Origin of the sequence: Burkholderia sp. MSMB1459WGS (assembly GCF_001534535.1) — a bacterium.
Taxonomy (GTDB): domain Bacteria; phylum Pseudomonadota; class Gammaproteobacteria; order Burkholderiales; family Burkholderiaceae; genus Burkholderia.
In genome coordinates, this window is the sequence record NZ_LPMU01000003.1 from 37,826 (window position 1) to 51,307 (window position 13,482).

11 protein-coding genes are annotated in these 13,482 nt (G+C 67.2%); 6 read left to right on the forward strand and 5 right to left on the reverse strand.

The window, feature by feature from the left end; genetic code table 11:
• Positions 1-56 precede the first annotated feature (56 nt).
• Complete coding sequence (locus WT97_RS01015) at positions 57-275, forward strand: DUF1653 domain-containing protein (protein WP_006480837.1); 219 nt, start codon at positions 57-59, stop codon at positions 273-275.
• Between the two features lie 61 nt (positions 276-336).
• On the opposite strand, the gene WT97_RS01020 is transcribed toward WT97_RS01015, so the two are convergent.
• Positions 337-1,548, reverse strand: coding sequence for a winged helix-turn-helix domain-containing protein (locus WT97_RS01020; protein ID WP_059502575.1), 1,212 nt, complete (start codon positions 1,546-1,548; stop codon positions 337-339).
• A gap of 367 nt (positions 1,549-1,915) precedes the next feature.
• Positions 1,916-3,304 (reverse strand): MFS transporter, encoded by a 1,389-nt coding sequence (locus WT97_RS01025; protein ID WP_060352644.1) that lies wholly within the window; start codon positions 3,302-3,304, stop codon positions 1,916-1,918.
• Positions 3,305-3,708: 404 nt separating this feature from the next.
• On the opposite strand from WT97_RS01025, the gene WT97_RS01035 reads away from it, so the two are divergent.
• Positions 3,709-4,338, forward strand: coding sequence for a TetR/AcrR family transcriptional regulator (locus WT97_RS01035; RefSeq protein WP_059502580.1), 630 nt, complete (start codon positions 3,709-3,711; stop codon positions 4,336-4,338).
• 136 nt (positions 4,339-4,474) lie between these two features.
• The gene (gene treA / locus WT97_RS01040; protein ID WP_060034650.1) at positions 4,475-6,193 is read left to right on the forward strand and encodes an alpha,alpha-trehalase TreA; all 1,719 of its coding nucleotides are present in this window, start codon (positions 4,475-4,477) and stop codon (positions 6,191-6,193) included.
• A gap of 109 nt (positions 6,194-6,302) precedes the next feature.
• Here treA and WT97_RS01045 read toward each other — a convergent pair whose 3' ends face one another.
• A complete protein-coding gene (locus WT97_RS01045) occupies positions 6,303-7,784 on the reverse strand; it encodes a carbohydrate porin (RefSeq protein WP_060352645.1) in 1,482 nt (493 codons plus the stop codon).
• 91 nt (positions 7,785-7,875) lie between these two features.
• Positions 7,876-8,139 carry a hypothetical protein gene (locus tag WT97_RS01050; RefSeq protein ID WP_060352646.1) on the reverse strand — a complete coding sequence of 88 codons (264 nt, stop codon included), beginning with the start codon at positions 8,137-8,139 and terminating at the stop codon, positions 7,876-7,878.
• A gap of 1,081 nt (positions 8,140-9,220) precedes the next feature.
• On the opposite strand from WT97_RS01050, the gene WT97_RS34450 reads away from it, so the two are divergent.
• Positions 9,221-9,358, forward strand: coding sequence for a hypothetical protein (locus tag WT97_RS34450; RefSeq protein ID WP_179949692.1), 138 nt, complete (start codon positions 9,221-9,223; stop codon positions 9,356-9,358).
• 117 nt (positions 9,359-9,475) lie between these two features.
• Positions 9,476-11,122 carry an NRAMP family divalent metal transporter gene (locus WT97_RS01055; RefSeq protein WP_060352647.1) on the forward strand — a complete coding sequence of 549 codons (1,647 nt, stop codon included), beginning with the start codon at positions 9,476-9,478 and terminating at the stop codon, positions 11,120-11,122.
• Positions 11,123-11,252: 130 nt separating this feature from the next.
• On the opposite strand, the gene WT97_RS01060 is transcribed toward WT97_RS01055, so the two are convergent.
• The gene (locus WT97_RS01060; protein WP_059502801.1) at positions 11,253-12,161 is read right to left on the reverse strand and encodes a LuxR family transcriptional regulator; all 909 of its coding nucleotides are present in this window, start codon (positions 12,159-12,161) and stop codon (positions 11,253-11,255) included.
• 284 nt (positions 12,162-12,445) lie between these two features.
• Between WT97_RS01060 and WT97_RS01065 the strand changes: the two genes are divergently transcribed.
• Positions 12,446-13,279 carry an autoinducer binding domain-containing protein gene (locus WT97_RS01065; RefSeq protein WP_060352648.1) on the forward strand — a complete coding sequence of 278 codons (834 nt, stop codon included), beginning with the start codon at positions 12,446-12,448 and terminating at the stop codon, positions 13,277-13,279.
• Positions 13,280-13,482 lie beyond the last annotated feature (203 nt).

Here is a 13,482-nt window from a genome sequence, read left to right on the forward strand (position 1 = left end):
CGGGCGGCGCAGCGCATACAATACGCGCTTTCCGTTTTTGCCGAAGAGAAGCCACCATGACCGAACAGGAAGCCGAACAGCTCGCGACGCACCGCCACTACAAGGGCGGCCTGTACCGCTACATCGGCGTTGCGCGCCACTCCGAAACCGAGGAATCGGTGGTCGTCTACGAGCATCTGTGGCCGCATGCGCGCGGGCTGTGGGTGCGGCCGGAAGCGATGTTCAACGGCAATCTCGAAGACGGCACGCCGCGTTTTCGCAAGCTGCGCGACTGATATCCGCGGCCGGCGGCGCGCGCCGCAAGGTAGGCCGGTTGCGTGAGCGAGCGTACGCGCGTTACGTACCGGCGAGGGCCTTCACCAGTTCCGGCGGTGCATGCCTGACCGTCACCTCCGGCGTGCCGTGCCACGCCGCGAGTTTCTTCACGGCCTTTGCAACATCGGTCGCGAGCCCGGTGCCGAACCGCACGCCCGGCTCGACGTGCACGGCTTTCAGCTCGAACGTGCCGAGCGTGCGATGCGCTTTCGCGTCGACGCGGCCCACCAGCCGGCCGCGATGCAGCACGGGCAGGCAGAAATAGCCGTAGCGCCGCTTGTGCGCGGGCGTATAGCACTCGATCGTGTAATCGAAACCGAACAGCGTCGACGCGCGCCGGCGATCCCACACGACCGGGTCGAACGGCGACAGCAGCGTCGTAACCGTCGAGCGCAGCGTATCGGCCGCCGCCGCCGGCAGCAGCGCATCGAGCGAGCGATGTACGTAGGCCGGCTCCTTCCAGTCGTCGATCTGCACCGGAATCAGGTCGCCGGCCTCGGCGAGCCGCTCGAGTTCCGCGCGGTACGAACGGCGCGGCAGCCGATAGTAGTCGGCCACCCAGTCCGCGCGCACGACGCCGAGCGCGCGACACGTGTAGTCGAGCAGCGCGGGCAGTACGGCCTCGCGCGGCGGCAGGTCGCGCGTATCGTCCCAGTCCGGCAGCACGCGTTCGCGCACGTCGTACACGCGCTGGAAATTGCGGCGCTCCGACACCATCAGCTCGCCCGTCGTGAACAGCACTTCCAGGTGACGCTTTTCCGGCTTGCGATCCCACCAGCCGTTGCCCTTCACGCCGTCCTCGCGCGCGAAATCGGCTGACCGCACCGGGCCTTCCTCGCGAATCCGCGCAAGCAGCCGTTCGATTTCCGGACGATTCTGCGCGTGCCATTCGGCCGCATATTTCCAGCCCATCCCCGACGGATCGAGCATCTTGTAGCGCATCAGCCCGAATTGCTCGATCGGCAGGAAACACGCTTCGTGCGACCAGTATTCGAACAGGCGCGCCTCGGCGAGATGTTCGTCGAGCCAGTGCGGCGAGAAATCGCCGAGCCGGCTGAACAGCACGAGATAAGGGCTGCGTGCGACGACGTGGATGGTGTCGATCTGCAACTGCGCCATCCGGCGGATGGTGTCGAGCACGTCGGACTTGGTCGCCTTGCGGCGCGGCGGCGTGAGCAGGCCCTGGGCGGCGAGATGCAGTGCGCGGGCGGCGGCGGGCGAGAGCGTGAGCATCGGAAGGACGGTCGAGGGTGGCGATCGGGAACTACTTTAGCGCGAAAGCGGCGCGCGCGTGCGACGCGCGGCCGCAACGCGTCTGACAATGGTTGACAGATGCGTTTTGCAAGTTTCCCTATAGTGCAGTTCATGGCGCGACGACAAATGCGCGCAACGATTCCGCTTCCGACGCACATATGTCCATGGCACGCAGGAAGCGAATCCGGGATTCCCAACCCCCATCGGGAGCCCCGGAGCCCTGAGCGGACATCCATGCGGCTGTGCACCGGCCCCGTGTGGATGTCCGCTGATTTTTTTGTTTTTCCGGTTTGGCGTCCGTTGCTGCGCGACAGGTCATGCCGCCGCGCCGGCCGCTTGATGCCGCTCATTGCCGCTTGCCGCGCGCGACTTCGTCGCCGGCGCCGGGCGGCAGCCGCCGCGTGATCGGAATCGACGCGAACGAGCACAGCCCGACCACCAGGAACGCGGGCCAGAAATCCGACCACACCATCGCCTGATGGCCCTGGAGCCAGTGCGACACGTGCAGTACGAGGCCGGCCACCGTCACGCCGAGGCCCAGCGACATCTGCTGCACGACGCTGCCGAGGCTCGTCGCGCGGCCCGCGTCGCGCGGCGAGATGTCCGCGTAGATCATCGAATTCAGGCTCGTGAACTGCAGCGCGGGGAAGATGCCGCCGACGAGCACGAACAGCCAGATTGCCCACGTCGCCATGCCGGGATGGAACACGCCGTACGCGGCGATCGCCAGGCCCGCGAATGCCGCGTTGTAGATCAGCACCGTGCGAAAACCGAAGCGGCGCAGCGTATGCGTGGCGGTCGAGCGGCTGACCGCGCCGCCGAGCGCGGACGCGCACGTGATGAGCCCCGAGTGGAACGCGCTCATGCCGAGCCCTTCCTGCAGCGCGAGCGGCAGCAGGAACGGCACCGCGCCGAGCCCGACGCGGAACAGCGAGCCGCCCACGACGCTCGCGTGATACGTCGGGATCTTCAGGAAACTGAGGTCGAGCACCGGGCGCTCCTTGCGGCGCGCGTACGGCACGTACAGCGCGAGCATCGCGGCGCCCGCCGCGCACATGGCGATCGCGTTCGAGCGCGACGTGAGCGAACCGTCGATCAACGTGAGGCCCATCAGCAGCAGCGCGGCGCCGCTCGCCGACAACAGGAAGCCGAACCAGTCGAGCGGGCCCGGGTCGGGCTCGTGCGTGTTCGCGATGTGCTTGCTCGCGAGGTAGATCCCGTAGAGGCCGATCGGCACGTTGATGAAGAAGATCATCCGCCAGTGCAGGTAGGTCGTGATGAAGCCGCCGACGAGCGGCCCGACCGTGGGCCCGAACAGCGCGGGAATCGCGAGGTAGTTCATCGCGCGCACGAGATCGGAGCGCGGCACCGCGCGGAAGATGATGATGCGGCCGACCGGCACCATCATCGCGCCGCCGACGCCCTGTATGAAGCGTGCGAACGTGAGCACGCCGAGGGAGTTGGACGCCGCGCACATCAGCGAGCCGACGACGAAGATGCCGATCGCGGTGCGGAACACGGCGCGCGCGCTGAAGCGGTCGGCGAGCCAGCCGCAGATCGGAATGAACACGCCGAGACCGACCACGTAGGCTGTGATCGCAATGTTCAGGGTGACGGGGTTGTGCCCGAAGTCCCTCGCCATCGCAGGCAGTGCGGTGACGATGATGTTCGCGTCGACGCTTTCCATGAACAACGCACAGGCAACGATGAGCGGTGCTAGAAAGACGGGCGACATGGGCTGGGCGCGCGGTAAAGGCGCCATTATGCCCACAATGTGACCGCTGCGTCACGTGCGACAACAGTTGTTCCGCATGTTGCAACAGTCGTCTTTTCCGGAGGATGGCGGCGAAGGGACGACTGCGCATGTGCGAGCGATGCGTTGCCGGTGCGTGCCGCATGCGTTGCCTGGCACGAACAACGCAGTGTCGCCGCAGCGGAGCGTGGGCGCGTTTTCGATGCCGGGCTGGACGTCGCCGCAGTGATCGCCGAACGGTGTGTCGCACGGCGCGTCGACCGCGCGTTGGCGCTCGAATGCGACGAGTGGATCGACGTTGGCCGGCCGGATCGATGCCTTTTGACGGAGCGGCAGGACGTTCCTAAAATATGAGCGATTGCTCATATTCAAGCCCGCCTCCCGCCATGTCCGAATCGTCGTCGCGCATTCCGCTTTCGCCGCGCAAGGCGCCGCGCCAGCGCCGCTCGGTGGCCACCGTCGATGCGATCGTCGAGGCTGCCGCTCGCATTCTCGAGCGCGACGGCTTCGACGGTTACACGACGAACGCCGTCGCCGCGCTGGCCGGCGTGAGTATCGGCTCGCTCTACCAATATTTCCCGAACCGCGATGCGCTGACCGCTGCGCTCGTCGAGCGCGAGAGCGCGCATCTGCTCGACGACGTCGAGCGGGCGGCCGCGCTGTCGTCCTGCGACGACGTGCTGCGCACGCTGGTGCGCGGGGCCGTCGCGCACCAGATGCGCCGGCCGGCGCTCGCGCGGCTGATCGATTTCGAGGAGGCGCGGTTGCCGCTCGGCGCGCGCACCGCGCGCGTCGCGGACCGCATCCACGCGACGTTGCTGCATGCGCTCGGGTTGCGGGATGCGCCGCGCGTCGCCGCGCCCGACGTCGTCGCGCACGATCTGCTCGCGATCGTGAAAGGCATCGTCGACGCGGCGGGCGCGCGCGGCGAGACCGATGCGGATGCGCTCGACGCGCGCGCGTGGCGGGCGGTGCGCGGCTATCTCCGGGAGTCGCGCGAATCGAAACTTGCTTGATATGCATGTTTCGTGCGACAGTCGCACCCATTCGCTCCACAACATGACGCGTATCGATCGAAGGCCATCGAGACGAACGCGCGCGCGAACGAGACCTCGTGCCGATCCACTCACCATCGAAAGGAGGGGACACGCCATGACGTCACGTCGTGCCGCACCGCTTGCATCTCGCTTCCCGTCGCGCCAGTCACCGCCCGCGCCGCGTCTGCGCTGGGCTGCTGCACTGGCCATCGCCTATCTCGCCGTCGCCGGTTGCGCCGCGCAGGCCGACAATGCGAACCAGGCCGCCGCGCAAGCGGCCAGCCAGTCCGCGATGCCTGCCACCACCGCAGCCGCTCCCGCTCCCGCGTCGGGCACGCTGCTGCCGCCGCCGAGCCAGCTCTACGGCGACCTGTTCGTCGCGGTGCAGACCGCGCAGCTCTACCCCGACCAGAAGACCTTCGTCGACGCCACGCCCGATACCGACCCCGCGACGATCGTGCAGTTGTATCAGCAACAGAAATCGCAGCCGGGCTTCTCGCTGAAGGCGTTCGTCGACCAGCATTTCACGCCGCCCCCGGAAGGCGGCGTGACGCCGCCGCCGAATCAGACGCTGCGCCAGCATATCGACTGGCTGTGGCCGCAGCTCACGCGCACGAGCGTCACGGCGCCCCCGTACAGTTCGCTGATTCCCATGCCGAAGCCGTACGTCGTGCCGGGTGGCCGTTTCCGCGAAGGCTACTACTGGGATACCTATTTCACGATGCTCGGGCTGCAGGTGTCGGGGCGCGAGGATCTCGTCGACGACATGCTCGACAACTTCGCATATCTGATCGATACGATCGGGCACATCCCGAACGGCAACCGCACGTACTACGCGAGCCGTTCGCAGCCGCCGTTCTTCGCGTACATGGTCACGCTCGCCGCGCAGGCCGAAGGCGACAAGGTCTACCAGAAATACCTGCCGGCGCTGCGCAAGGAGTATGCGTACTGGATGCAGGGCGAAACCACGACGCCGCGCGGGCAGGCGGCGCGCAACGTGGTCGCGATGCCCGACGGCGCCGTGCTGAACCGCTACTGGGATGCGAGCGACACGCCGCGCGACGAGTCGTATCTCGAGGACGTGACCACCGCGAAATCGGTGCCGTCCCGCCCGGCGAACGAGGTGTACCGCGACCTGCGCGCGGGCGCCGAAAGCGGGTGGGACTACAGCTCGCGCTGGTTCGGTGACGGCAAGACGCTCGCGACGATCCGCACGACCTCGATCGTGCCGGTCGACCTGAACAGCCTGATGTTCCATCTCGAGACGACGATCGTGAAGGGCTGCGCGATCACGCGCGACATCGCCTGCGTGGCCGATTTTTCAGGGCGCGCGGCGCGGCGTGCGGCCGCGATCAATCGTTACCTGTGGAACCGTCGCGGCTATTACGGCGACTATGACTGGCAGTTGCGCAAGCCGCGCGACGGCGTGACGGCGGCCGCGCTGTATCCGTTGTTCGCGGGCGTCGCGTGGCCGGAGCGCGCGAAGGCGACCGCGCGCGAAGTGCGCAAGACGCTGCTGCAGCCGGGCGGCCTCGCGACGACGACCGAGAACACGGGCCAGCAGTGGGATGCGCCGAACGGCTGGGCGCCGCTGCAGTGGATCGCGATCGACGGGCTGCGCCGTTACGGCGAGCCGGCGCTCGCGAAGGACATCGGCACGCGTTTCCTGTCCGACGTGAAGCACGTGTACGCGACCGAAGGCAAGCTCGTCGAGAAATACGTGGTCGAGGGCACCGGCACGGGCGGCGGCGGGGGCGGCGAATATCCGTTGCAGGACGGCTTCGGCTGGACCAACGGCGTCACGCTGAAGCTGCTGGGGCTGTACGGCGAGTAATGCACCGCGGGTAAGCCGCGGGCGGGCCGTGTGCTTGCACGGCAGGCAACCCCACGGGCCGGACCGTCGCGCAAGCGGCCGTCCGGCCCGTGTTTTCATGCGGCGGGCGTCAGAACGTGATCGTCGTGCGCACGCCGACCACCGTTTCGTCGCCGATGCGCGCGCCGGCCGCGTTCGGGTTCGGGATGCCGCCGCCCGGGCGGAAGAAGTGCTGCAGGTCGGCCTGCACTTGCCACCATGGAGCGATCTGGTACTGATAGGTCGCCTCGACGACCGTCTCCGCACGGCGCACCGGATAGCCGGGCGTCGTGTACGTACCGGTGTCGCCGTCGAGGCCGCGCGCATGCGAGCCGATCTTCGCGTAGCCGATCGCGATGCCGGCGACGTCGTTGTCGCGTCCGGCGAACGGCGCCTTCAGCGTCACGCCGGCGTTGGCGGCGAAATCGACGACATTGCGATCGCCCGGCGAGCCCATCACGCGCGCGAACACGCCGACCGAGCGCGGGCTGTCGGCGGACGGCCGCCACACCATCTGATCCGCGACCGCATAAAAGCCGTAGTTGCCGCGATGCGTGGCAGGGGTACCGTTGCTCGCCGGATCGGCGAGCGACAACCCGTCGGCGCCGTAGCGCGGATCGTTCGCATGCTGCGAGTGATACCAGAAGCCGAGTTTGTACGTGCCGGGCAGGCCCGCCGGTTGCGAGGCCTTCGGATCGGCGGGCGGCGCGTTCAGCGCGTACTGCACTTCGCCGATCACGAATGCGCCGCTGCGCAGGTTGAAGTTGGTGCCATGCGCGTTCAGCACCTGCGCGTCGCCGTCGGCGCGGCCGGCCGGGTTGCCGTCGAACACGCCGACCATCGCGGTCCACGCGTCGGCCGGTTTCACGCGCAGCCGCACGCCGAGCGACGACAGCGGATACGCGGGGCCGCCGGACGGCAGGTCGGTGGACGGCAGCACGGGCCAGCCGAACGTCGCGTTCATGAACGTCGCCGCATTCTGGCTCACCATGAATTCCTGGTCGACGCTCTGCTGGCCGACTTTCACGTCGACCTTGCCGTCGAGCAGCGACTGCTGGTACCAGAGTTCCCACAGGCGGGTGGTCGAATTGGCCTCGATGCCGGTCGCGGTCTGCAACGTCTGCAGGTAGCGCTGCGTGAGGTTGGTGCCGTGGATCTGCAGCCCCGACACGTTGAACGTGCCGCCCGGCAGGCCGATCGCCTTGCCGGTATCGACGTCGAAACCGAATTGCGTGAGCCCCTGGTACGCGCCGCCGCGACCCGTGCCGCCGGACGTGTTGTACAGATACTCGCTGGTTTCCTGCAGGCTCAGCGTGACGCCGTGCTCGTCGAGCACGTCACGCAGGCCGCCCATGTTGCCGAGCAGGTTCGAGCGTTCCCAGAGGCCGGTGGGCGCGGGCGCGGCAGCATCGGCGGCCTGTTGCGTGGGGGCGGTAGCGTCGCCCGCGCCGGCCGCCGGTTCGGCGGCGGACGCTGCTTGTGCGAATGCGGAGGTGGCGGCGAGCGACAGCAGCAGCGCGGCGAGCGCATCGGCGCGACGCTTGCGCGGGATGGGTGAGAGCGGGTTCTTCATTTGGGTTCCGTTGGCAGTTTGATTAGTTAAGCTGAGGAAACGGGAACGGGATGCGGGGGCATGCGACGAGACGGCCCGCGCGGAGAAGGGCTTACGGCAGCCAGCCGCCGACGCGCCACACGTGCGCGAAGCCGACGCGGGGCGCGACCGAGCACAGCAGCGCGGCGAGCGCGACCGCGGTCGCCGTCGCGGCGATGAGCAGGCAGTCGAGCGGGCGCGGCGCCGGTGCATGGGCGAGCGCCCGGCCGCGCCAGTGGCCGAATGCCCGGGCGAACGATGCGCGGCCGGAAAACGAGCAGTTGCACGCGACGAGCACGATGCGCTTGAGTCTGACCGCGAACGATTGAAAGAACATGACGCTGCCTCCGTTGCGTCCGGCGAACGCCGGACGACGTGATCGAGCGCGGGTGCGTGACGCGGCCTGCGATCGGAGGATGGAACATGGCGGAGCGTGCGACTGACGAACCGGCGATGGCCGGCCCGGGTGGAGGCGCGCTAACCCGACGAGTGCGAGCTAGCGGCAAAAGACATGCGTCTGGCTGCTATCTCGCGATGGCTTGGCCGGCCTGGACCGGCATCGAACTACAACTAGAGCATGTGTCCACGGAGGGTCTCCCGTGATGAATTGGGGCGGATTGTAGTCGCGACTTTTGCTGCGGCGCAAGTAAAAAACGCACGAAAGATGCGCTGTGTGGTGCGCGCGTCGCGGCGCAGCGGCGCCGCCACGCGGCCGCCCGCCGATGGCGAAAAGGATGCGCGGCGGGGTGCCGGGCCGTTGCTCGCGCGCATCGGCGCGTGGCCGCCTCATGACGGCACTGAAAGGTTTCGGAACGTTATTTCAGGGTGAAATCTTTCAATCGCGGCGGGCGGGAAATTTATTTCGAAAAATGAGGTTTCGAGGGGTTGACTTCACTTTCGGGCGGTCCATAGAATCCGCCATCTTCACTCTTGGGGCCGCCGCCTTGGACGCCTGCAGTAGTCGATCTTCGAACGAAATTTCCGCCTGAGCGACCGACGTCCGCGCCTCATCGAAGCCGCCGTTTGTCTCCCGGGCAAACGGTGCGCGCAGCAGTACTTCGCAGCCACTCCCTACGTGCACCTTGATTCGCGCCGGTTAGCGTGATGCGTTTTCGCATGCGTTGCCCGGTTTCACCGCCGCCCGGCAGGCGGCCGCGTTCGCGCATCCGTTCTCCGGGCGCGCGAATGCCGGCCCGCAAGCCGGACGGCGGTCAACCGTGTTCCCCGGAACACCGCACAGGAGCCGCCATGAACGACAGTGACAGTTGTCCCTTATGCCCGTTGCATACGCAGACCCTTTCGAACCCGGGTCGCGGGGACAATCCGGCCGACTAGCCTGACACGTCGTTCAGGCCCCGGACTGGCCCCGCGCCCACGACGCGGCCGGCACGCCTGCCGTCGCCGCACGGAGCCAGACCATGAACTTCGGCCTTCTGCTGTCGAACTTTCCGCACGTCACGGAATCGCGCCACCACTACGACGCGATGCTGACGCTCGATGCCCGTCCGCGGGTGTTCGCCCGCCTGCTGAACCAGCTGAAATCGTTGATCCACTGAGAAGAAACGCCGAGCGCGCCTCGGCATGCGCACGCGCAGCCGCCCGAGGGCGGGCGCCGCGTGCGCATTCCAAGGTCACACGCTTATCGAACAACCCTTAGCCGTACGGAATACATCATGTCCACGCCATCCAACGTCTCTCCACCGATCGCGGCCGATCGCGGCGCCGTGCTCGACGAAGCCCATCTGGGCGACATTCGCGGTGCGCTCGGCACGATCGCGCACCACGACACCGGCGCGCGCGGCACGTGGTGGGCGCGCTTGCGCACGCTGCTCGCGATCATCGGCCCGGGCCTGATCGTGATGGTCGGTGACAACGACGCCGGCGCATTCGGCACCTATACGCAGGCCGGCCAGAACTACGGCACGACGCTGCTGTGGACCCTGCTGCTGCTCGTGCCCGTGCTCTACGTGAACCAGGAAATGGTGCTGCGCCTCGGCGCGGTCACGGGCGTTGGCCATGCGCGCCTGATCTTCGAGCGCTTCGGCAAGTTCTGGGGCGCGTTCAGCGTGATCGACCTGTTCCTGCTCAACGCGCTGACCATCGTCACCGAGTTCATCGGCATCACGTTCGTGCTGGATTTCTTCGGATTGCCGAAGGTGACCGGCGTGTGTGTCGCCGCGGCGCTGACGATGGCCGCGGTCAGTACCGGCGATTTCCGGCGCTTCGAGCGGTTCGCGATCGGGCTGTGCGTGCTGAGCCTGCTGCTCGTGCCGGTGCTCGTCTCGATCCACCCGCCCGTCGCGCAGATGACGCGCGATTTCTTCGTGCCGAACTGGCCCGCGCACGCGAAGCTGTCCGACGTGATGCTGCTCGTGATCGGCATCGTCGGCACGACGGTCGCGCCATGGCAATTGTTCTTCCAGCAGAGCTACGTGATCGACAAGCGCATCACGCCGCGCTTCATGAAATATGAAAAGGTCGACTTGTGGATCGGCATCGCGTTCGTGCTGGTGGGGGCGGTCGCGATGATCGGCTTCAGCTCGGCGCTGTTCGGCGGCCATCCGGAAGCCGGCAACTTCACCGACGCGGGCGGCGTCATCGCGGGCCTCGAGAAGTATGCGGGCCGCACGAGCGCGACGCTGTTCGCGGTCGCCTTGCTCGACGCATGCATCATCGGCGCGGCGGCCGTGTCGCTGTCGACCGCGTACGCGATCGGCGACGTGTTCAAGATCCGCCACTCGCTGCACCGCGGCGTGACCGACGCGAAGGGCTTCTATCTCGTCTATTTCGGCATCGTCGCGGCCGCGGCCACGCTCGTGCTGATCCCGGGCAGCCCGCTCGGGCTGCTGACCGAAGCCGTGCAGACACTGGCCGGCGTGTTGCTGCCGAGCGCGACGGTGTTCCTGCTGGTGCTGTGCAACGATCGCCAGGTGCTGGGGCCGTGGGTCAACTCGACGAAGCTCAACGTGTTCACGGGCGCGGTGATCTGGGTGCTGGTGCTGCTGTCGATCATCCTGACCGCGTCGGTGATGTATCCGGACATCAGCGGGGAAGCGATCGTCGACGTGCTGGTGGGCGGCACCGTGCTCGCCATCGCCGGCTATCTCGCGACGGTGCTGATTCGCCGCCACAAGCGCGTCGTCGAGCCGGCCGTCGACCGTTCGCTGCGCGACACGTGGCGCATGCCGCCGCTCGACACGCTCGAGCCGCAGAACATGACGCTCGTGACGCGGATCTGGATGGCCGTGCTGCGTGGCTATCTGGTGATCGCGGTCGGTCTCGTGATCGTGAAGGTCGTTCAGATGACGTTGCTGAAGTAATGCTGCCCGTCTGACAGGACGCGGCGCCGGACCCGGCGCCGCGCCGCAACCCATGCATGCCGGCCCGCGAGGCCGGCATGTGCGTATGTGCGCCCGGTTTCGCGAAGCGGCGCCCGCGCCGCGCCCGTGCTCAGATCAGCTCGAGCTTCGACGTCAGGTACGTGAGCTGGATCCGGTTCGCGACGCCGAAGCGCTTGCGCAGCTTGCGCAGGTGATAGTCGACGTTGTGCGCGCTGGTGTCGAGACGCCGGCCGATTTCCTTGTCGGACGCACCTTCGGCGATGCCGAGCAGCAACTCTTGCTCGAACGGCGTGAGCCCGTTGACCGCGCGCTCGCGCGACGTCGAGATCAGTTGAGGCGACGCGAACTTGTGTACCGACAGCCCGATCGACAGTGCCTGCTCGATCGTCGCCGGCGTGATCCATTCGCGCGTGCGGCGCGGCGCGGTGAAGCTCATGAACGCGTGCAGCCGCGTGCCCGGCACGGCCATCGAATACATGATGCCGCTGCACATCCCGTCGTCCTGCATCGTCTGCAGGAAGCCGTCGAGCGCGGCCGGGCTCACGCACGGCGCGTCGTCGCGCTCGCGGTGTTCGCGGCGCAATTGCTGCAGATCCCACACGATCGGCATGTTGCACACGCGCGCGCCGAGCGTGCGCGGATCGACGTCGTGATGGTTGTGACGCACGTAGTCGCCGCGATAGGTGGCCGGCGTGAACGCTTCGTGCAGGTAAAGACTTTCGACGCGCTCGCGCGTGAATTCGAGTGCGAAGTACGCGAACGTCGAGAAGCCCGTCAGATGCAGCAGGCTCGCGACGATCCGGTTGCGCTCGGCCGTGCTCTGCGCGTGCGCGAGCGTATCGGCGACGCCGAGCTTCGGCGCGTGCGGCTGCGCGACGTCGCCGCCTTTCACGTCGTCGCACCAGACGACCTGCACGGGGCGCTCGCGCAGCGCGTCCGCGCTTGCGTGCGATCCGCGCGACGAGCGGGACAAGGTGGTTGGGGCGACCGCTTCTTCATGCAATGCAATATCGGACATGAGCCATCCCTCGGAATCGACGCGCATCGCCTGGCGGCGGCCGTATCGTGTACGGCATTCGCGGCGGTGCGACCGAGCATCGTTGTGATATGCGCCGATCGTCATCCCTGACGAAACGCGGGGGCATTGTACAAAAATGCCGGTGTGTGCGTAATATGCCGTAATACGAATGGCGGCGAAAGGTTCATATTCGCACGCCTATGGCGACGACCAGAAAATCATAAAGAAAAGACCAGATCGTGACGGGGCGCAGTTTCACATATTGGGAAAGGGGCGGGCTCCTCATGACATATGCTGACGGCGCACCACGCGTCGAGTGGTTCTCACAAGCCGATATAGCGGCCGCTGCCGCTTATTCGAACGAATATCATGCAATCGAGCGCGACGTTTTTACCGGTATTCAAATAACGTCCGGTAAAAGCGACCTCGCGTCATTCGATTTCGCGCAATGCCATGCGCGATTGCGGCAAATCGGATTCAGTACGCTCGGTTACGGCGCGTACGAAATGATCGGGCGGCGCATTCTGCGCGCGCATCTGCTGCGCGACCTCGCGCCGGCGACGTTCATGCAGCCGTTCATCGAGGGGATGCTGTACGAAAGCGATCCGCGCTTCGCGCAGGTGCGGCAGAGCGGCTTCCCGGTCGCGTGGCGGCTCGACGAGATCGAGGCGGCCGCGCAGGGCAGCGGCGACCGCAAGGTGCTCGCGCTCGCCGGCCATCTGCGCGCGCATGCGATGAACAGCGGCGTGATCTTCAGCCTGTCGGCGCCGCACCTTGACCTGCGCGTCGCGGTGAACGTGACGTCGGAAACGCACGGCACCGACTGGATCGACGATCGCGTGATCGGCGGCGCGCTGTCGGTCAGTCTTGCCGTGCATCGCGTCGCGCTGCCGTTCCTCGAGGCGCGGGTCGCGCGCATGCGCGGCTTCGCGCTCGGCGACGAGCAGCAGCAGGTGCTCGACCGGCTCGTGCACGGGCTGTCCGACCAGGAGATCGCGAGCGCGCTGCGTACGTCGCTGCACAAAGTCGCGCACCACATTCGCTCGCTGGAAAAGCTCTTCAACGTGCAGAACCGCGCGCAGCTCGCGTATCTCGCCGCGCGGCGGCTGCCGTCCTGATCCGACGCCCGTCGCAGGCGCGCGCCGGCCCCCGGCGCGCGATGGAAGCGGTTCCGGCGGCACGTGCCCGAGCGGGCCGCCGGGTTTCGTAGTCCGATTCGATCGTCTGAGGAAAACGCGCTTTCGCGCTACGAGGCGCGCTTCTTTTTCCGCCGTTTCCCGTCGCTACACTCGTCCCATTCAACGGTCCGCGCAGCACGGGG